16 protein-coding genes and 1 pseudogene are annotated in these 19,745 nt (G+C 54.2%); 12 read left to right on the forward strand and 5 right to left on the reverse strand.

The window, feature by feature from the left end; all coding sequences use genetic code 11:
- Positions 1-199, reverse strand: a 199-nt coding sequence (locus ACYVGC_RS23775) for a hypothetical protein (RefSeq protein ID WP_460586339.1), incomplete at its 3' end; no start/stop codon positions are given.
- 62 nt (positions 200-261) lie between these two features.
- Here ACYVGC_RS23775 and ACYVGC_RS23780 point away from each other — a divergent pair.
- The 11 genes and pseudogenes from ACYVGC_RS23780 to ACYVGC_RS23830 form a co-directional block, all read left to right on the forward strand.
- Entirely contained in the window at positions 262-771 is a 510-nt protein-coding gene (locus ACYVGC_RS23780) for a transposase (protein WP_460586340.1), read from the forward strand.
- Positions 772-773: 2 nt separating this feature from the next.
- The gene (locus ACYVGC_RS23785) at positions 774-1,664 is read left to right on the forward strand and encodes an IS3 family transposase (protein WP_460586341.1); all 891 of its coding nucleotides are present in this window, start codon (positions 774-776) and stop codon (positions 1,662-1,664) included.
- A gap of 668 nt (positions 1,665-2,332) precedes the next feature.
- Positions 2,333-3,700: a T9SS type A sorting domain-containing protein gene (locus tag ACYVGC_RS23790; RefSeq protein WP_460586342.1), complete on the forward strand. Its 1,368-nt coding sequence runs from the start codon at positions 2,333-2,335 to the stop codon at positions 3,698-3,700.
- 124 nt (positions 3,701-3,824) lie between these two features.
- Complete coding sequence (locus ACYVGC_RS23795; RefSeq protein ID WP_460586343.1) at positions 3,825-4,037, forward strand: hypothetical protein; 213 nt, start codon at positions 3,825-3,827, stop codon at positions 4,035-4,037.
- Positions 4,038-4,106: 69 nt separating this feature from the next.
- Positions 4,107-4,442: a hypothetical protein gene (locus ACYVGC_RS23800; protein WP_460586344.1), complete on the forward strand. Its 336-nt coding sequence runs from the start codon at positions 4,107-4,109 to the stop codon at positions 4,440-4,442.
- 165 nt (positions 4,443-4,607) lie between these two features.
- The gene (locus ACYVGC_RS23805) at positions 4,608-5,330 is read left to right on the forward strand and encodes a hypothetical protein (RefSeq protein WP_460586345.1); all 723 of its coding nucleotides are present in this window, start codon (positions 4,608-4,610) and stop codon (positions 5,328-5,330) included.
- A 335-nt stretch (positions 5,331-5,665) separates the two neighbouring features.
- Positions 5,666-6,376, forward strand: a complete 711-nt coding sequence (locus ACYVGC_RS23810) for an Abi-alpha family protein (RefSeq protein WP_460586346.1) — start codon at positions 5,666-5,668, stop codon at positions 6,374-6,376.
- A 90-nt stretch (positions 6,377-6,466) separates the two neighbouring features.
- Positions 6,467-7,435, forward strand: coding sequence for a hypothetical protein (locus tag ACYVGC_RS23815; protein WP_460586347.1), 969 nt, complete (start codon positions 6,467-6,469; stop codon positions 7,433-7,435).
- Positions 7,436-7,464: 29 nt separating this feature from the next.
- Positions 7,465-7,692, forward strand: coding sequence for a hypothetical protein (locus ACYVGC_RS23820; protein WP_460586348.1), 228 nt, complete (start codon positions 7,465-7,467; stop codon positions 7,690-7,692).
- 659 nt (positions 7,693-8,351) lie between these two features.
- A complete protein-coding gene (locus ACYVGC_RS23825; RefSeq protein WP_460586349.1) occupies positions 8,352-9,401 on the forward strand; it encodes a hypothetical protein in 1,050 nt (349 codons plus the stop codon).
- A gap of 575 nt (positions 9,402-9,976) precedes the next feature.
- A pseudogene (locus ACYVGC_RS23830) lies at positions 9,977-10,105 on the forward strand (IS4/Tn5 family transposase DNA-binding protein); the annotation flags it as partial.
- Here the strand turns inward: ACYVGC_RS23830 and ACYVGC_RS23835 are convergent.
- The 3 genes from ACYVGC_RS23835 to ACYVGC_RS23845 all read right to left on the reverse strand — a co-directional run bounded on the left by ACYVGC_RS23835 (position 10,102) and on the right by ACYVGC_RS23845 (position 13,158).
- Positions 10,102-11,124: an HNH endonuclease family protein gene (locus ACYVGC_RS23835; protein ID WP_460586350.1), complete on the reverse strand. Its 1,023-nt coding sequence runs from the start codon at positions 11,122-11,124 to the stop codon at positions 10,102-10,104. The pseudogene ACYVGC_RS23830 and the gene ACYVGC_RS23835 sit on opposite strands and share 4 nt — an antisense overlap.
- Before the next feature lie 160 nt (positions 11,125-11,284).
- Positions 11,285-12,082, reverse strand: a complete 798-nt coding sequence (locus ACYVGC_RS23840; protein WP_460586351.1) for a TetR/AcrR family transcriptional regulator — start codon at positions 12,080-12,082, stop codon at positions 11,285-11,287.
- Positions 12,083-12,495: 413 nt separating this feature from the next.
- Positions 12,496-13,158, reverse strand: a complete 663-nt coding sequence (locus tag ACYVGC_RS23845) for a recombinase family protein (RefSeq protein WP_460586352.1) — start codon at positions 13,156-13,158, stop codon at positions 12,496-12,498.
- 127 nt (positions 13,159-13,285) lie between these two features.
- On the opposite strand from ACYVGC_RS23845, the gene ACYVGC_RS23850 reads away from it, so the two are divergent.
- On the forward strand, positions 13,286-13,972 hold the full coding sequence (locus ACYVGC_RS23850; RefSeq protein WP_460586353.1) for a recombinase family protein: 687 nt from the start codon (positions 13,286-13,288) through the stop codon (positions 13,970-13,972).
- Positions 13,973-14,095: 123 nt separating this feature from the next.
- On the opposite strand, the gene ACYVGC_RS23855 is transcribed toward ACYVGC_RS23850, so the two are convergent.
- Entirely contained in the window at positions 14,096-19,717 is a 5,622-nt protein-coding gene (locus ACYVGC_RS23855) for an RHS repeat domain-containing protein (RefSeq protein WP_460586354.1), read from the reverse strand.
- Positions 19,718-19,745 lie beyond the last annotated feature (28 nt).

Consider the following 19,745-nt stretch of genomic DNA (forward strand, 5'->3'; position numbering starts at 1 on the left):
ACAGCCCGAACAGCCCCGCAAACAGCCCGAACAGCCCCGCAAACAGCCCGAACAGCCCCGCAAACAGCCCGAACAGCTCCGCAAACAGCCCGAACAGCCCCGCAAACAGCCCGAACAGCCCCACAAACAGCCCGAACAGCCCCACAAACAGCCCGAACAGCCCCACAAACAGCCCGAACAGCCCCGTTACGTATGCCATGCATAGGCCAGGATTCGCGCAGTGTCTCGTCCGGCTAGGGCTTTACATCATCCCCTTGCTGTATGACCGAAGTTGAGCAGCCCCCACGCCGGGCTCGGAATGAGAATTATGCTATTAGCTTCCGCCAAGAAGCCGTGCGCTTGGTCGAGGCGGGCGTAGCGCAATGCCATGTGCGTCAGCAGCTGGGCATCGGGCAGACAACGCTCCGGGTCTGGCTGAAACAGTATGGTACGGCCGTATATTCCCAGATGCGCCGCAAGTCCTTCACTGCTAGTCAGAAACACCAGATTGTCCGCGAGCTACTAGCCGGCCGCTTGAGCGAGGACGAGGCCCTACTGAAGTATGGGCTGCGGCTGAAAAGCACCTTACGGGCGTGGGTGAGCGCCCAGCAAGCAGCGGCGAGTGCTCCCCCAAGCCTACCAGCCCCCCCGGCCGCTAGCCCAGCAACCGCATTAGCCGCGCAGCTACGCCACACACAGTGGCAGCTCGAAGCGCTGCACACGCTCATTGACCAAGCCGAGGTTACCTATGGCATCGACATTCGAAAAAAGGCTGGTGCCAAGCCGTCGTAGTAATGCGCCAGAAGTACCCGCACCTGGGGGTGGGTACGCTCTGCGGACTGTTTGGCAAGACCCGAAACGCATTTTACGACCAGCAGCGCCGGGCTACGGCCCAGGCACTACTCGCTGGCTTGGTGCTGGCGCTGGTAGCCGACATCCGCCGCGAATTGCCCTGCTTGGGCACGCGCAAGCTGCACTTTATGCTCTTGCCCCGTTTAGGCGAGCACGCGTTCCGCGTAGGCCGGGATTATCTGTTTGCCCTGCTAGCTGACCACGGCCTGCTCATCCGCCGCCGCAAACGGCGCGTCGTCACGACCCAGACCTGCTTGCCCCTGTTGCGCCGGCCCAACCTGATCGAGCACCTGCGCGTGAGCCGGGCTGAACAGGTCTGGGTCAGTGACATTACGTATGTGCGCCTGCTTACTGGCTGGAGTTACCTGAGCCTGATTACCGACCTGCACTCCCACAAAATTGTGGGCGCGTGCCTGTACCCCGACCTATCGGTGCACGGCACCTTGGCTGCCCTGCACCAGGCCCTGGCCGCCCGCACCCAGCTGCTGCAGCCACTCATTCACCACTCTGACCGGGGCTTGCAATACGCGGCCCGCGAGTACGTGGGCCTACTGGAAAGCCACGGGGTAGCCGTGAGCATGACGCAGCACGGCGATCCCTACGAAAATGCCGTGGCTGAACGCGTCAACGGCATCTTAAAAGAGGAATTCGGCTTGGGCAATACGCTGCCCAGTTTTGCGCAGGCTGACGCGCTGGTGGCCCAGGCGGTGCGGGCCTACAACGAGATGCGCCCACACGGCAGCTGCGACTTTCTCACACCAAGTCAGGCACACGTGCAAGAAGGGCCGCTGGTACGGCGCTGGAAAAATTACTATCAGCCGGCCGCTACTTGACAGCCGACGCAAGCGACAGTAGAAAAATCGCGACCTATCTTACCTGCTTGTAAAGTTCAATCCGGATTACCAGCCTGGCCTGTAAAGCGCAGGCCGGATTATCTCTTCCACCTGTATAGCTATAGCCGGACGAGACAATGCGCCAAGATGTCGGCACCTGGTCGGCACCTGGTCGGCACCTGTTTGTGGGATAGTAAGTAGCTACTGGGGGCCTACAGTAGGCCTACTAAGTAGGGGGTCAAAGTAGGGGGCTAAACCACCCCTGGTTTAGCCCCCTACTTTGACCCCCTACTTTTCGGTATAAACAACTGATGTTAAGTAGATTATGAGCTACCTCCGCTAGCCCTACAGTAGGCCTACTAAGTAGCCCCCTAAAGTAGGTGCTGGGGGTACCCTAGCTAAGGCGCCCGTAGGCTGCGGGCCGGCTAGGGGAGTTGTCCGAGCTAGGAGGCGCAACACAATGGCTGGGGTAGCAGCTTTCTGGTGCTCAACTTTACAGATAAGAAATTATAGGACACTTGGCTGCTGAGCAATGCTTCTTCAAATTAATTTGCCTCCGACTCAATCTGGTTCATTCTTCGGGAAGCGTACAGGAAGCGTACATACCGACCTGCCGAGCCTAGTCGCAGCAGAGCAGTAGGTTTTTTGTGTCTTTACCTATCCCTTCTATGAAGCACACTTACTTTTTCCTGCTCGCAACGACCGTAGTCGCGCTGCTAGCCACGCCTGGCACCGCCCGGGCTCAAGCCACCATCTTCTCCGTCCCCGGCAGTTACACCTACATCGTGCCGGCTGGGGTTACCAGCCTGCGGGTAGTGGCTACGGGCGCCAGCGGGGGGCTGCTGGGTAGTCTCACCCAATCTACCTCTACCTACTCATTTGGGGGGCGGGTGCAGGCGACGGTGACTGTCAAGCCCGGCGAGGTACTCACAGTGCAGGTGGGCGGCCAGGGCACCACGGATGATGGCAGGAGAACCACCGCCGTATACGATGGAGGCTTCAACGGCGGCGGAGCCGGCACCGACGACGGCAGGGGCCACGGCGGCGGGGGCGGGGGCGGGGCTACCGACCTGCGGCGCACCGGCACGAGCACCGGCGACTACTTGGCCAGCCGCAATGCGCTGCTGGTGGCCGGCGGTGGCGGCGGCAGCTCCTCTAGCCCTGGCACCGGCGGCAACGGTGGGGCACCTACCGGGGACAATGGGGAAGTGGCTGGCAATGGGGGAGGCAGCCCCGGCCAGGGGGCCACGCAGGTGGGGCCGGGAGCCGGCACCGACGGGGCGTTTTCGGGCAGCGAGGGCACGGGCGGCGCCGCTGGACGCGGCCAGGATCCTGATTATAATTTTGGTGGCGGCGGCGGGGGCGGCTACTATGGCGGCGGGGGCGGCAGCGCCAATTATTTCAACGACTACGTAGGCGGCGGGGGTGGCTCGTCGTGGGCGATGGCGGACAGCGGTCCCATCTACAGCGTGGCAACGAAAGTTGGCAATGGCTTACTCACCATCACACCCATAGCCCCGCTACCCATTACACTAACCACCTTTACGGCCCAAGCTACCGGCAGCGCTGCTCGCCTAACGTGGCGCACCGCCGGCGAGCTCAACAACGACCATTTTGAAGTAGAAGCCAGCGTCGATGGGCGCACCTTCACGAAGCTGGCCAACGTGGCCGGGCACGGCACCACCCAGCTAGCCCAGCAGTATGGGTACACCGACGAGAAGCTGACCCGCTACGCCGTGGGCCTAGTGTACTACCGCTTGCGGCAAGTAGACCAGGATGGCAAAAGCGCCTATTCCCCCGTGCGCACCGTAGCCGTAGCCGGGGTGAGCCTGACGCTCTATCCTAACCCGGCCCACCACGCCGCCACACTCAGCGGCGCGACCGCTAGTGTCCCCGTTCAGGTCTACAACACGCTAGGTAGCCTGGTGCTCACCACCCAGGCTGATGCCACGGGTAGCGCAACGTTGGCCCTGCCGAGTGGGCTGTATCTGGTGCGGGCTGGGGTAGCACCTGCCCTGCGTCTGACGGTGGAGTAGGATTACAGCACCTTGTAAAAAGAAGCCCCACCCCACAGGAGCTGGGTCTTCTTTTTGCTACCTTGCTTATTGTTACCCAGCCGCCTAAATGTAGAGTAGTTAACTTACTACCTCAGTATACCCCATGCCCTTCCTGCTAAACGAAACGGCTGCTTTAGAAATTTTTGGCTACTTCGTGCTGGCGATACTTGGCGTAGTGGCGCTATTGACGCTCCTCTTAGGAAAGATTGCGTTCGGCACGGATAAGAAAACGACGGGAGGCAAAGCCAGTCGAGCAGGCTACCTGCTGCTGGTGGGCTTCTTAGCACTGGTTTTGCTTGCGCTCACAGTGGGGTAGCTTTTGTTGACCCCTTATTGTTACCCCGCCGCCTGGGAGTCGAGTAAACTGGCCTATACCTTCGCAGGTATGAAAGATGTATTACTTACTGCTGGACTACTGCTAGCAGGCTTATCGACTCAAGCCCAAAACGCTCCTTCTACAACGAAGCAATTTTGCCGTGTGTATACTTCGTTGCGAGGCTTTGGAAGTTTTGCCCAGTCTATTGAAATGGCTTACGGCCAAGAGTCTAAAAAAGCGCCTACAGTAGATAGTCGTCTAGCTGAAGAGGCGGCCCAGTTGCATACATATGATTCCGAGGCTCAAGCTTATAACTATCTTAATGGGCGTGGTTGGGAATTAGTAGGTTATCAGGTCTTTCCGGTAAGCACTGTTGGGCTGTTTCAGCGCGTAGTGAAACCATAGCCCCTAGTGCGCCTACTGCTACTCGACGAAGCCCGCCGCTTAGGAGTAGAATAATTTAGACCTCCTATACAAGGTCTAACAAATTCACCATCTGCCTCGCTTAGTTTTGCTTTTGTCGCTCATAAGCGGAAGAAAGGAAGGAGCTTAGCACACAAGCAAAATTTAATGGATTTCAACCGCTGGAGACAAAAGGGAGTGTTCTTCGCTTCTGATGAGGAAGGAATAAGCGCCTTTTTAGAAAATCAATATTCGGGGTTCGACTTAGAACAAATACTCAGCGAGTTAGAGGCAGTAGCTACTAAATGGCTATTCGAACGGGGTGAATGGACTAGAATCCAAATTGGCACTACCCGCGCAGGCAGCCTACACATTGAGCACTATTATGATGCAGGGACTGATGAAGAGCCACTGAGCTTGCGACGTATTCTTAAGAATCCATCCCCCACGGGGCGGCGCGCTTCTCACGAAGAAATGATTCTGCCCCCTTCTTTGCAGCGCAAAGGGTTATCCCGGGACCTGATACGCCCTTATTACAAGCAATACAAGGCTGCCGGCGTTGATTATATCGATGCTATTGCTGGCGATAAAGGGGGCGGTTATGCTTTGGCCAGGTACGGGTTTGATGCTGTTAAAAAATGGGAGGTTTTTAATATCTTAGAACAAGGAGGAGAACGGGGTATTGACTTGAGATTTATTGCTATACTCACAGACGAGGCGGAGCAATTCTATGCGTCGCATCCTGACAACACTCCCTTTCGTATATGGGAATGGTCACAAACTCCTTTTGGCGAGAAGTTGTTAGTGGGAACACAATGGGATGCGGTACTAGATTTGCACGACGCAGAGCAGGTATCCGTTTTTGAAGAGTACCTTTACCCTAACTCATAGTCAAAAAGCACTTATGGCGACTTTCAGTCAAGCGCATGACCCGCTCTACGACATGGAATTGTCGAAGGAGCGTCAGTTCTTTCTCAAGGTAAAAGCAGCTATCTCTATGATAATCAGGAGTAGTCGACCAGTTGAGGAGATATTCATGATGTATCAGGTATCCGTTCCAGACTGGGAATACTTTAAAAAGGCATTCCCCGAGGAAGCAAAAAAACTAAAGGCCGCTAAAGCGGTCTTTTTTTTGCTTATTACTTTCCAAAGACTCATCAAAAAGCCCCGCCACTCCACAGGAGCCGGGGCTTTTTCATACCTTGTCAGCCTTAGCCCCACCTACTATGACCGACCCCATTGCCACCATTCTCACTACGGCTATCGAGCACGCCCCCAGTACGGCTGCCGTTGCAGCGACCTATAAGGCGGCCAAGCCCTTTCTAGCAAAAGTGCTTGGCCCAGCAGTCGAAGAGCTAGGTGAGATTGGCCGTGACTATGTAAAGGGCTGGCGAGCTAAGAACGGCAGTGCCGTGCTGGCCGGGGCTGATAAATTACTAGCTGAAGCCGGGCGAGAGCCCCAAACCGTGCCACTCAAGGTGCTGCTGCCGCTGCTCGACGCGGCTTCGCTAGAAGATGAGCCTACCCTAGCCGAGAAGTGGGCAGCGCTATTAGCAAATGCGGCCGACCCCGTCCAGCAAGCACCCGTGTTGCCTGGTTTTATTGAGGTGCTGCGCCAGCTTACGCCGGAAGACGCGCGCGTGTTAGAAGCGTTGGCGACAATAGAAGCTCACCCCAAATCGCTCAAATCCGGCTACCTTGCTATAACCCAACTCTTACCACAAGTTGCTCCTTTAACGCCGCAACGGCTTCTGCTAGTGACAAGCAACTTGACTCGTTTAGGAGTATGCGTGAGTGCTGGGCAGCAGGATATACAAAGCACCCACCCCTTAACGCCTCCCCCTCGCTATAACTCGTTAGGACCAGGAGTAGACTTCATTCGAATAACGCCCTTCGGCTTTGCCTTTCTTATGGCTGCGACCTCACCCGCTCTCTAGCTACCCTTCCTGGTTACTACTACCTTAAGCCCCTACACTCAACAGTCGGGGCTTTTTCGTAGCTTGTAGGCTCACTTCAACATCGTAAATATGCTTGAGCCAATAAATCCATTCAACGACCAAGCTGTTACTGGCTCCATTATCAATAGAATTACTGACAGAGAAAAATGGGGGATAAGCCCCACTGCGCTGGCAGTTGAGCTACCAACCTATGATTATAAAGGAAGTTTAGTGTTTTTTATAGAACACGAATTTCTCTATGGTAATGCACAAAGTGAAGATTACCAAAGAATAAAAGATTTTGTACAGGGCGCATGGCTTAATAATCACATTCGCATAGAAGGTAACGAAGTAATTAGTCTTCCTTTGCTTCAGCAAAAGCTTGCAGCGGTCAGCCTGCCGCATACTCCTAAGGAGAAGTTGGATAATCTGCTGCTTTACATTGCCAAGCGACAGCCTGAAGATAGCGCCGGCGTAGAAATTCATATGCCAATAGCATATAAGAGGATGTACTTCAGAAGCATAGGAGAGGCTAGCTTTTATCTAAATGCGCTTCAAGATGATGGATTAATTGTATCTAATAGTGGGATGGCTGGTATAACTTATGCCAGATTGACTTATAAAGGATTATCATACGCTGCTTCTTTGGAGCAGCAACAAGCAAAATCCTCACTCTGTTTCATTGCTATGTCATTCGATGACTCGGTAAAACATCTCTACACCGATGCTATTAGGCCAGCCTGTGAAGCCACTGGCTTCGAGCCGTTCCGCGTGGACGAGTACCACCCCGACGCAGAGCAGACAATCAATGATGCCATCATTGCCGGCATCAAGCGCAGCCGCTTTTGTATAGCCGACTTCACCCAGCACAAGAAAGGCGTATACTTTGAGGCTGGCTATGCTCTAGGCCGTGGGCTAAAGGTCATTTACACCTGTCGAGGTGATGAGTTCAAAGACTCACACTTTGATACCAACCATTACCCGCATATCATCTACGATACGCCGGAACAGCTACGGGCCGGATTGATAGCCAAAATTGAGGCTTGGATAAAAGATTAGCTCAAAAAGACACCCGGCCCTAGCCACCCATGCCCTTGCACCCCCGCGATATAATTCGCGCCCAGCAGCGCCGCCGCCGCTGGCTGCTCTACCTCGCCGCTGCCCTGCTGGTGTTCGCCGCCAATCGGTGCGCCGCGGGCTGCAAGCGCCCAAAGACCCAGCCGGCGCCAGGCGGGCGCTGGGCCTTTGGGCGGGCTTCTGTTATCGGTCACAATGCTACCCGCGCCACAGGCGGGGTCAAGCATTCCCAGTCCTAAATTCTTCCCTTGCTCCCGCGCTTGCGCCAGGATTCGCGGCTAGCGAGCTATGTGGGGCATCTCAGAATATTAAAAAAAGTGCGTAAGATTGCGAACTCAACAAACAGTTTTCCTATTATGAGCGAGCAAGAGGTTGCTTCAGCAAACGCCTTAACATCTATCTTCCTTACAGTACAAGCAATTTATGGGGATACTGTAGTAGGACTAGACCCAAATATACTATGGCAGGGAGGCGAGGGCGCGGGACCTCCGCCAAGTACATTCATCCCATGGAAGCAATCTGCAAAGTTTTTCGGTACCTACCCGACAGGTAGCGTTTATCATCTTGTTGCTAACGTTACGCTAAAATTTGCGAGCGATAAAATACCAGCAAGTATAGAGATGACTTGTGATTGGATAGGTGGCAGTTTTGTGCAACCAACTAATTCTCCAACCGCTGAAGTAAGCATACAAAATGAACTACTGAGCCCATTTGCGCCCCTATCGGTAACCGTGTCTTTGGTAGCAGTTGGGTAGTGCGGTCATGCTCAGTTTTATTAATCCAATCCCTATCTTCTCCTTAATTACCCTTTCATCCTTCTACTAAATCCTGATGCCCCCACCCCGAAACGTCGGGGCTTTTTCGTAGCTTGGTGGACCTTTAATAATTTATTGTACCTATGCCGACTACACCGGAAAATCAACCACAAAGTGCTAAGAAAAAATTAGAGACTAGCAGCGTCTTTCTTATTAAAACGCTTTCCCAGGCCCTTAAAGATACAAAATTTAATGGTATACCATTACTAGCTATAATTATTCTTGCTGCTTTTATTAAAATATTTACTTTAATAAAACCCGGAATCCCAGATATCCTAAAGCAAGCTAAACTGGAGGACATACTTGTATTAGCAGGGTCAGTACTAATTACAATATTTATATTAATTGTAAATTACTTAGACAACAACCAGTCAAAGTTTGATGAGAAAGTAAAAGAGCTTATACGGGAAACTGAACAAGCTGTAGTATCAAGGCAAAATGAAGCTATAAAAGCAATATCTAACCTTAAAGGCATAAAAAATGAGTATACTCATGCAACGATTGAGGAAAAAGAATCAGTATTAATAGAAGAAGAATTGATAAAAATTTATGAAAAATTTATTAAAGATGAAAGCTATAATGATAAGATAAAATCAATTAAGAAGAAGGCAAAAGCAAATGTATCATATCAGAAAATAGACGATGCTATAGAAAGATTAAAAAAAGAGATAGAGCAATTGTCAAGAAGAGCTAATATTAATCTAGGAATAGGTAGCACTGTTACTATAGCAGCATTATCTTCACTAAGTTACTTTATAGTGCATGAAAATTTTAACTCACCAGATATAAAATTAGCCCTTTTTCATTTTGTGCCTAGACTTAGCTTAGTGATATTTATTGAGTTTTTCTCATTCTTTTTTTTAAAACTATATCGTGCTAATCTGCACGAGATAAAATATTATCAGAACGAATTAACTAATCTCGAAGTAAAGGCAGTAGCTATTGAGCTAGCAGTAAAGAATGGCAGCAAAGATGATGTGTCTATTCTTATAAAGGACATGTCTTTGGTAGAGCGCAATTTTAAATTGCAGAAAGGAGAATCTACAGTTGAATTGGAGAGGAGCAAGGCCGAGACGCATGACCTCAAAGAAGTGTTGAAGGTTTTAATTGGGACTTATAAGAAGGATAAATAGGCATAGCCGCGCCCACCCTAGCCGTAGCTTTTTCACGCCTCCGCCTGTCTCAATAAATACCGAAGTGTAGTAGTCTGCACCCCCATCTCCCGCGCCACCGCATTCCGTACCCGCGCCTGGGGCCACTTAGGGTTTAGTTCGGCTAGCTCAGTACAACGGCGTTGGGCGCGGGTGCAGTCGGATGCTTTGTAGGTGGTGGGCATGGTTTAATTTATTCTCTCGGCGTGGTTTTTCGTAAGTAGCTAGATAGACTGAGCACCATTGATTATGAAAGCTGTATTTCTCCTGCTGCTGCTGACTAGTTGCACTACACAGCATCTAGCTCAATCGACCAAGCACATCCAACGGGTTAACCAGCGCGGTCGGGACCGGCATCTTCATCACGGCCAGGAAATTCACAGACAAAATTTCTTTGCTATGTAGTGCCAAAAAAGCCCCACCGTAACTCGACTTGTCCTTACCCAAAACTCGAAAAGCGTCGGCCGGTAGGTCGGCGCTTTTTTTGCACGTAGGCGGTAGTTTGCGCAATGAGCATTTCGACGCAATTTGGCGAGGCGCAATAGTGGGCGCACACACATTTTGGTGGGGTTGCCCTGGGCGATGTACGGCGCAGCCAGCGGGTCGTGACCCTGGCGGCGGGCTGGGCACGGGAACCGGGGACCACGATTCCCCGGCTCAGTACGTTCGAAGGAGCTCTTCTTTAAAACGTAGCGGGTAACTCTGTAGCTGGCGCCCAGCGATGCAGCGTGTGATCGAGCGCTAGTTGGTAGTGCTGGCGTAGGAAGTGTTGTCGCTGCTGGGGCGTCCCACCTGTCTGGTTGATGATCGTCTCGGCTAAGGGGTGCTTGCTGGCGATCAAAAATTCATTGCGTTGATACAGGCGCTGCAAGAAGCGCAACTCCGGGACGCGGGCACTCTTCGCGTTGTTGATAGCGCGGTCAGCCAGCACCAGGTTCCACACCCCGTTGATATTGGCTGGCAAATGCGCTCGCTTGTTGAGGTGAGGTAGGAAATGGTCGACCTGGCATAGCGTAGGTGAGCCAGGATTAACGGAGATATCCTGAAAGCTGTAGAAGCACTTGCCTTTCTGATAGCCATTGAGCGCTTCGCGCACCGAGGTGATATTGACGCGCCTCAATAAACGGTGCTCTACAAAGAATAGATCGTGTAGCTCATCATACTGCACTTCCAGCAGATTCGGGTTAAGCTGCAGGTTCCACGCTGTTTCAACTAGTTGCCATCGCGCATCAGCTTCGCGGGCAAAGTTCTGAAAGTGAAACGAGTCTTTAAGTTGTAACAGCACATCTGTAAGCACCAGTTGCGGCTTACCGTTAACCAAGTGCTTCTCGTAAAACGGGCGGGGAATCAGGCCACTGTTAACGACTTGGAAGGCGTCAACCACATTTATAAAGCCCAGCTTTTCGGTTTGGGCTAGCAGGTCGGCCTGTGAGAGCTCTTGGGCGATAAAGCGGCGGCAGGCTGTGAGAAACCTGCTGGACGAGGCACTGCCTTGCTTGTCATGCTGCTGTAAGTGACGCACCAAATGCCGGGAGAAGGGCTCGGCTAAGTCGGCCAGCGGGATAGTCGTCGTTTCTGTGCCAACAAGTTCAAGCAGCGCCTGCGCAAAGGCAAACTTGTACGTGGCCGAGTTCTTCCCAAACAGGATGATGGCACGCCACTGCGATTCCAGGGACGGGTCGTGGAGTTGATAGAAAGTGCTCACGGGTGGTGAATGGATCGAGTGCCTTCTTACACGGCTTAAGTGGGTGCCCTGACGACCCTAGCCTCAAACTTGGCAGATTCAAAAATAGACATTTCAGTGTCTTATAATTTCTGATACGTTAAATAGGGTCGGGTTTTGCCTACCCTTATCCTCGTTAATGCTACGGCATCTCGTCTTGAGCGAGTACCGGCGAAGCGTTGCCTAGCGCCAATCCGCGCGGCGTAGTCAGGGGGATTGTTGACGCAGCGGGCTGAGTAGCCTGCGTCACCACGGCGTGCAGCAGGTGCGCCCAGAACGGGGTTTCCGGCTTGGGCTTTGGGCGGGGCTTGCTCGGCGTGGCCTGCCACGCGGCCGATAGGGAGGTCGACAGGCCCAGACTCTGCCACCAGCCCTGGTAGGCTTGCCGCAGTACGCGTTCGCGCAACGCCACATCGGTCTGGCAGGCCCGGTCGGTGAGTACGACATCAACGGCGGCTGTCCACTGCGCGGCCAGCGAGGCCGTGAGCACCGGCAGCGGTAGCCCCTTCTCGGCATACCAAGTGCTGCGGGCGAAGGCTTCTGCTACTAAGGCCGGCACGGCGACGAAGGGCCCCAGCAGGGGCTCCACCGGCAGGGCGGCACGCGGCATGGTGCGCACGAGCCGCCACAAGTCAAAGGCCTCGGGATAGGCCAGGGCGGCCTGCGCCGTCAGCTGCCACCAGCGTTCGAGCTGCTGGTGCAAGTACTCGTTGCGCTGGGCCTCACCGGCCCCGGTTTGCAGCGGGGTGGTGAGGCGCTGGATAGCGTGCTCGTAGGTGGCTTGCAGCAGGGCTTCTTTATTAGGGAAGGTGCGAAAGAGCGTGCCCACCCCCACGCCGGCGAGGGAGGCAATCTCAGCCGTTTTAGTGGCGTGCACACCCTGCAAAGCGAAGCGCCAGAGGGCCGTATCCAGAATCTTTTTAGAGCGGTCGTCAGCCATAAGAATAAGGCAAATAAGAGGCGGCGAAGTAGCGGCAAAAAACAAGTACGCCCGCATGGGCTATTAGACCCAGTTAGGGCTGTTTCCAGCCTGCATAGGCAGTTTTTGCGCAAACATACGCTATTTGGACTCGCTAGTCCACCCCGTTGGAGCGGAGAGTCCAGGGCTGTGGAGCACTCGCTCCAGACGGTGATTTAGTTGTTTCTCTTCAGTAAGATAGCGCCCTGCTTAACGGCCACTAGCAGGTGCCCACCACCTAGCACGAGAGGCTTGCTGACAACAGCAGAAAGTAGCATCCTGGCCCGTTTGCTAACTTAATATTGGTCACAGGTGCTCAATAAGGCGTAAATTATTGAGATCCCCTCCGTCCCCTTTTACATCTTGTAAAGGAAACCTTGCTGCACGTAAACAGCTTACTGTGTCGGTTTGGGCAGTAGGCGTTGCACACCCATGGGATGAAATGCTTTCCCGTACCGCGTGCGATAACCTGACTGATTGAGATGTTCGGCAATGGCGCGCAACGTGGCCCCCGTCGCCCGCAACAGCGCGGCCAGCTGCGCCGCCTGCCGATTATTCAGATTGGCTTGCGCATTCTGCGTCATGGCAACCCAGGATTTCTCCCGGGCGGCCTGAGTCAAATTAGCCGGCGTACCTAGCTGCGCCCCGCGGGCCTTCTTGGCCGCTAAGGCATCGCGAGTACGGGTGGAAATCGCCGAAGCTTCTTTCTGCGCTACGGCCGCCATGATGTGCAACGTAAACTCATCAGCTGCCGGTAAGTCGACCGCTTGGAAGCGCACCCGACTTTCCATGAGCGTCGCGAGAAACGCCACGTTCCGAGCAAGCCGGTCCAACTTCGCTACGAGCAGTACGGCATCTTCTTGCCGAGCGCGAGCAATGGCCGCCTGCAATTGCGGCCGCTCGTTTTTCTTGCCACTCTCAATTTCGAGAAAGGTGCTCACCAACGTCGCGTCACCGCGCAGGAAATTCTGCACCGCCGCTTGCTGGGCTTCGAGCCCGAGCCCAGACTGGCCTTGGCGGACGGTACTCACCCGGAAGTAGGCCACATATTTCGTCATGGAGGCAAAACTACTCCCGTTTGGGTGTTTGTCACAAAAGTTAAACGGTCGTTGCTAATATGTAAAATTCGCGTACTTTTACCATATTGCCCCATGAAGGGGGCTTTTGTACTGCGCTTTTTGTACTATGACCCCACTGCCGACCTACACTCCTTATTATCGGGTCTCCACTCAAAAGCAGGGAGTCTCCGGGCTAGGCCTCGAAGCTCAACAAGCGGCGGTGCGGGCTTTCGTCGTCGACCCTACGCAACTGCTGACTGAGTACGTCGAAATCGAGAGTGGGAAGAAGAACCAGCGCCCGCAGCTACTGGCTGCCATGGCCGAGGCCCGGCGGGTGGGGAGCACCCTGCTCATCGCCAAGCTCGACCGACTTAGCCGCAATGCCAGCTTCATTCTGGCCCTGCGCGACTCGGGGGTGGACTTCGTCTGCTGCGACATGCCCGACGCCAATACGCTTACCGTGGGGCTATTCGCCGTGCTCGCCCAGCACGAGCGCGAGACGATTTCTAAACGCACCAAAGATGCGCTCACCGCCAAGAAGGCGCGAGGTTTCCGGCTGGGCAATCCCCAGAACATGACCACGGCTATTACCCAGCAAGGGCAGGCCACTATGCAGCGCAATGCGCGGGAGCACCCCGCGAACCAGCAGGCGGCCATGCTCGCGGACCTCTTGCGGGCCCAGGGATGGACGTTATGGGAAATTGCTAATCGGCTTAACGGGGCAGGCTATCGTACCCGACGGGGTGGGGCCTTTCACGCTACCACCGTCCAGCGCCTGCTCGCAACTGACCCGGCAGGGCCCCAGCTGGTTTAACCAAGTGATTCGTTCCTTCTTCAAAGAATATCTGGCCCTAGTTTAGACTGGCCTGCCTTTCAGGTAAGCCTACAGTCAGCACATAGCTCCTGAATAGAGGACATTGTCTCGTCAAACGAGTTTCTATTCCATTGTTTTACATGAAAAGCCTTCGAGTAACTCAAAGGGCTCGCTTTGTGTACCATCTGAGTATTTATAAACATATACATTAGTATATGGACACCTATTTTTGGTGTGATTACAGTCATCAGGCAGTGTTCCTTGGCATACTCTCGTTCGGGTTACGCAGATGCCGTTCCGCCATTGCTTATTTGGGCCGGTGCAAGTAGCACAATTAGGGAATGCCCCGTCTACTACATTCTTAGTTGTATTGTAACTGGTGCTACGCGGATTGATATCGCGCTCCTCATGTTGCCGCTGATTAGTAGTTCCTCCTACCGCCTGTACCCATGTTGTGACGCCAGTAGGCAGCCAATTTGGTGTCGGCATCTGCGCAAAATTGTAGGCATATTCTTTCACCCGCCTCTCGGCGGGCTGCGGGCTGCCCGGGCTTGTAAGTACCTCCTTCGAGATACGATTTACCTTGCCGGCCGCATCATGTTCATAATGCGTGAAGAGGTTATCGTTATCCAATACATAGGTTAGTTGCGCAGTAGCTGGGTCATACACGTAAGCCGTAGTAGGAGCTAGCACGGGCTGGAAGCGAAAATCATCCACGAAAACTGGTGTAGTACCTGTTTGCCCTGCTCGACAGCCCACAGTTAATTGCTGCCCGTTAGTTGGGACATCCATCAGCAATGAAACCAGATACCACTCCCCTGCCTGTTTCGTGTTGCTAGAAGCGATGGAAGCCACCCCCAGGTCCTGGCCATCTACCTGTGCATATAGCTGCCCCTGGCGGCCTACGTCTGATTGATGGACCCAGCAGCTGAGGCGGTATTTCTGTCCCCCGCGCACTTCACTACCAAGCTTCGCCTTGTACGTAAAGCCTGTTTCCCCAGTCTTCAACTGCGTTGAATACAGCCCGGTGTGATGCTGAAGGGACGTGCGACGGCCGCCATCCCGAACTTCACCCCCGAAATGTAGTACACCGTTGCCGTGGTCTACCACATCCTCGGCACCCGAATAGGCTACCTCCGTGTAACGGGCGTTGGCAGCCGTTACCAAACGTTGCGTATGCCGGTAACCAAGTTTGCGTGATACATATTGTCCGTTAAGGTCCTTCGATTCCAAGGGCTTAGAATAGTGGTCATAACGCGTAAACTCGCCCGCCTTCAGCCAGGCAGCAGGTTGCGCAGCCAGGGGCGTGCGCGTCCAGTCAAAGTCCCTAAAACTGGCATCGGCATATGTGCCATCCGTATTCAACTGGGCGGAGTTCCACAGGTAACTTTCGCTGAGGCGCCAGATGGGGAGAGGGTCATCCGCTTGGTCAACATACGCATCGGCGGTGGCATCGTAGCCCCGGTACATAGCCCAATTGTTACTCCAGGTTTGCACGCTCGCCGTTACGACTGATTGCCCACCGCCTGGCCGTACCTTGTATACGTAGGACGCAGCTTCTTGCGTAAGCATATTGCGGTGCGCACTTTGCTCACTGCTAGGGCCCATGGCAGCGTAAATAGGCAACGTGTAGGCCGGCACTACTTTGGAGCGGTAAAGGTCACCCAGATAGTTGCGGAAAGAGGATTCTACGACGTTACCCGTGAAGAAGTCATATTTCTCCTGTTGGGAACGCGTGCTTATCCCGTTGGTTTTGGTCGTGGTGGCGACCAGTACCGTCGGCACGTATGTCTTGGTCGAACGATTAATGCGATAGAAATATTTGTCTGCTCCGAGTAGCTCGTTGGTAAGTACCCCTTCCGTAAAGTAGCCCTGCTTTGCCTGGCCATCTGAGTTAGGGAGCGTATTACTGTACTCAAATGCCGTACTGCTTTCTACTTCTCCCCGGCGGTTAAGCTTCCGAATGGCTAGGGGCTGCCCAATCATTCCCAGATTAACTGTGGTGGCATTGCGATACCCATCCACAGCCCGCCACCCGTGGCTATAAACAGTTCCCCTGTCACCAGCAGAGATAATCTGGTAGTTACTTGTTTTTGGCTCAGGCTGTACAAACCCAGAGACTGGGGTCTGAAAAGTATACTCTTCTGCCTGGGAGTAGTCCGTAGCGTCATTGTTGTGAAATAGGCCACGTAACACACTTACCTTCCCATACATCACTGAGGTGCCTGGATAGTCAAACCACTTATCAAAGGGACGTTCTTCATGGACAACATAAGCGGGTTCTTTCGAGATGACACCACTGCTGTTACTGGCTCCCCGCAGAGTAGAAGTATAGCGGTAGCGTACCTGGTACGCGTGACCTACTTCATCGCGCGTAGATATCGCCGCTACCCGCAAATCTCCCCCATTCCGGTTGACTGGGAAGCTAGGAATGGTTAGCGTGGCGGAGTAGGGTTGTCGGGAACCACATTGGTATGTGCTACTCGTTTCAGGGTCCGTACAGTTCGGCTCTGGGATGTCCCGCGGGTCAATGGTAATCGTGTTGCCGGATATGTTGGTCACGCGAATGCGCGCGTTCGCACCACTAGAGGCGCCACAGTACGTGTCATTTGGGCACCATTCATCTGTAGTACGTCCACAATCGCCATAATATTGACACTGGTAAACGTACGTGTAGTCCAGCTGTCCGTCCAGTACGTCGCCTGCCTGTAGAATATCGCTTAGCACGGTGCCAGAGGGTAAACCCGTAGCAGTGAATACGTTTGTACCGTCCGTATTACTAATGCTGGGCGTACCCAGGCCATACTCCGATACCTTTCCGTATTGGTCACGCTCGTACGTAATGTGGGTCTGGCCGCCCAGTGGCGAAGTTATTTCCGTGAGCGACCAGGCCGAGCCATCCTGCGTGGCGGTGGCAAAGTCAGGGCTGACCTGGTGGCTATCCAGGGGCTTGGTCTTGTTCGCGGCGCTAGGGTCCGTATTGACACTGACCCCGCTTTTATACATGCCAAATCCATCCCAGTTATTCTTCTGATAGTCTGGATTATACCCGTAAGTGAATTTGAAGTCGGGCGCTAGCTTTGTGCTGGCCGGACCGTAGGTTGAGAGGCTTTCCAGGGTCAATTTACCGGTGCGGGTACAGGAGAATTGCGTCTCATCCCAGGAAGGGGCAGCCGTAGCCGAAGTAAAGGAGTTGGGGGTACTACCACACAGGCGATAGCTATAGTTGAAGACTACCCGCTTTTGAGCTTGCTGATACAAAAAGGCGCGAATCCGGCTGTCCGCATCTACGTCGTGCTGGTCTAGCACGGCCTGGTAAGTGTCACCCGGCCGTAATTCGGCAGCATCGAAGCCAGCGCCGTTCGCTTTAGGGTTCACCTGCGTGCCACCCGTAGGGGTGGTAGTGAATAAGGCCGGTATGTCGCTTCCTGTATCGGTGGCCGAACGGATGCCATTCACCGTTTGCAGCTTCTGCCAGTCTTCGTTGTTGAGCAGCACGATTTCATCGAGCCGGAGCGAAGAGGAAGGACGGTCTTCGGCGATACCCAAGTAGCCCTCGGCCTGGTAATGCGCCCGGGCGTCATTGCGCACGCTCTTCAGAAAAAGGGCCGTGTGGCTACGGGTGTGAATCGTGTTGAGGTAGTAAGTTTCTTTATAACCTTCGGAAAAAGAGGCATCATTGTAACTATCAGGTGCGTAGCTCTCGCCCAAGTAGGGCTGACGCCACTTATACGCGCTCGCAAACTTGCCGTAGTCAAAGCGTACCCAGCCACCCCAGTCCGTATCGTCTACCGTGCCCAAGGTGCCCCGGTCTACATAGTCGGAGGAAGTAATTGCCGTCAGCAGCCAGGTAGTAGCGTAACCGCCGCCTAATGCGTCCCAGTTACGCGGCCCGATGGTTTGGGTCGATACCCCCGCCGACTCGGCACCGTCTGGCTTCTGCCGCTGGTACGACTTACTGAACTGGGTGTAGTGATACACTGGCAGCGAATAATGGTAAGTTGTGCCATCCTCGGCTGTGATGGCAAACGCCCCTACCCCCTTGCCCGGCAACGTTACCCGCCAGGGATTATTTTGTACAGCTTTAGTTGAATTGGCATAAATAGGTTCCGGCTGGCAATAAGGGTCGTTAGGGTCCGAACAGGAGGTATAGTCGATGATATCGCCGGGCACATCTACTTCTTTAGGTAGGGGGTGATTCACCTCCAGCAGTGTCCCGTTGCCATCGGCAGAGTTCTGGTATTGCTTCAGGATTTCCTCGTTGGTAAACCACCGGATGTCCTTGCCTTGGACTAACCGCCGCTGATTATCCTGCTCCGCGCCAGTACTGTGGTTCACAACGCCTTTGCGAACATCTTCGGTGCGAAGAGCAGAGCCGGAGAGGCTAGGGTCACGCAAAATGAGTCCTCCCGTCCAAGAGGAATTATAGGGCTGCTGATAGCCATCAATGCCTACCACATTGGCAGTCGTTGCGGCAGAAGGAGTGAACTGGTGATACGTATAACTATTAGAGAGGCTGTTATCGTAGCGAAAGGGCACCTTATAGTCATTCAAATAAGGAATGGCCGCAAAACGGTGATGCTCACCCAACCCTTGGTAAGGAAAAGAGAGGCTACCTACCTCCAAGCGGTAGGGACGGATGCTGCCCGAAATGTTACCCCCCATAACCGAAAAGTCGTCGTGGGCGATGCTGATGGGCTCAGAGTTGTCCGCCCAGTAGTCACTCTTCTTGCCGTGGGGTTGGTAGAGGTCGGCTCCTGGACTCGACTGAAAGGTGCCGGAGCTATTACTATAATATTGATTATCAAACTCCGGCGACTTACCTACCCCGAAGCTACTGGACCTTTCATAGATATAGGGGCTTGGGTTATCCGCGTTGCGCTGGTTCTTAGTACGCTGGCTCATGTCGGCGAAGTGTAGGGAGCCGTACATGAACTCCGACTTCTGGTCGTTGTAGAATACCCAGTAGTTGGTGTGCAGAAAGCCCTTCTCGGTGTTGACAGTTGGCTCGTTGAAGCCGCCACTGGTACTACTGGCTTTGCCCAGCAGCACGGACGCCGCTGTACCCATGCCTACGTCCGACCCCAGTTGGGAAGCAGCGGAGCCCGCCAAGGCTGACAGTGACCCAGTTGCGCCTAGCGTGGCAATCGTCACCGCGGCGGCGGCCATCTCTACGACGTTGGCTGTTACCCCATCCTTATCCGCGTGTACGCCCACTAAACTGCCGGAACTGATACCGCCCCCACTCCAGCCCAGGCCAATCAAGCCAATAAGACTGGCCGAGCCACTGTGGCCGGTATTCACGTCCCAGCCTAGTTCCAGCACGCCGGGCACGCCCCCTTGCCAGCCCCGGGAAATCTTCTGGTTGTAGGTACTCTTCATCAGCTCACCGTCTGCGTCGTCGGGGTAGCCGGTGAGCGAGCGGGCGATGGCCCCCGCGTTGAGCGACCAGCCCAGCCCTACCCAGGAGGCCTCCTGCTCCAGCTTGATGCCGGCGCGGTAGGTGAGCGGCAGTGAGAAGCCACGCTCCGGTCCTGGCACATCCAGCACGGGGATGTTGTAGGTGAAGTCGCCCGTGGTCAGGTTGACTAAATCGGGCGAGCCACTGGCCTCGTAGCTGGTAAACTCGGGTTGGCCCGGGCCCATCATGGCCAAGCTTATGCTTGGGGCGGCTACCGTAGTTAGGGTTTCCAGCAGCAGGAAGCAGGCCAAGCCACGCACGAGCGTGCGGTTACGAAACAACATAAAACGAAGGGGATACTAATTAAGACAA

This window comes from Hymenobacter arcticus, from assembly GCF_054779975.1.

Excerpts from the sequence above, each read along its gene's own strand:
- ACYVGC_RS23840 (WP_460586351.1), bottom strand. The coding sequence starts at position 12,082 with ATGGCTGACGACCGCTCTAAAAAGATTCTGGATACGGCCCTCTGGCGC.
- ACYVGC_RS23795 (WP_460586343.1), top strand. The coding sequence starts at position 3,825 with ATGCCCTTCCTGCTAAACGAAACGGCTGCTTTAGAAATTTTTGGCTAC.
- ACYVGC_RS23850 (WP_460586353.1), top strand. The coding sequence starts at position 13,286 with ATGACCCCACTGCCGACCTACACTCCTTATTATCGGGTCTCCACTCAA.
- ACYVGC_RS23780 (WP_460586340.1), top strand. The coding sequence starts at position 262 with ATGACCGAAGTTGAGCAGCCCCCACGCCGGGCTCGGAATGAGAATTAT.
- ACYVGC_RS23855 (WP_460586354.1), bottom strand. The coding sequence starts at position 19,717 with ATGTTGTTTCGTAACCGCACGCTCGTGCGTGGCTTGGCCTGCTTCCTG.
- ACYVGC_RS23790 (WP_460586342.1), top strand. The coding sequence starts at position 2,333 with ATGAAGCACACTTACTTTTTCCTGCTCGCAACGACCGTAGTCGCGCTG.
- ACYVGC_RS23785 (WP_460586341.1), top strand. The coding sequence starts at position 774 with ATGCGCCAGAAGTACCCGCACCTGGGGGTGGGTACGCTCTGCGGACTG.
- ACYVGC_RS23810 (WP_460586346.1), top strand. The coding sequence starts at position 5,666 with ATGACCGACCCCATTGCCACCATTCTCACTACGGCTATCGAGCACGCC.
- ACYVGC_RS23805 (WP_460586345.1), top strand. The coding sequence starts at position 4,608 with ATGGATTTCAACCGCTGGAGACAAAAGGGAGTGTTCTTCGCTTCTGAT.
- ACYVGC_RS23800 (WP_460586344.1), top strand. The coding sequence starts at position 4,107 with ATGAAAGATGTATTACTTACTGCTGGACTACTGCTAGCAGGCTTATCG.
- ACYVGC_RS23825 (WP_460586349.1), top strand. The coding sequence starts at position 8,352 with ATGCCGACTACACCGGAAAATCAACCACAAAGTGCTAAGAAAAAATTA.
- ACYVGC_RS23845 (WP_460586352.1), bottom strand. The coding sequence starts at position 13,158 with ATGACGAAATATGTGGCCTACTTCCGGGTGAGTACCGTCCGCCAAGGC.
- ACYVGC_RS23820 (WP_460586348.1), top strand. The coding sequence starts at position 7,465 with ATGCCCTTGCACCCCCGCGATATAATTCGCGCCCAGCAGCGCCGCCGC.
- ACYVGC_RS23815 (WP_460586347.1), top strand. The coding sequence starts at position 6,467 with ATGCTTGAGCCAATAAATCCATTCAACGACCAAGCTGTTACTGGCTCC.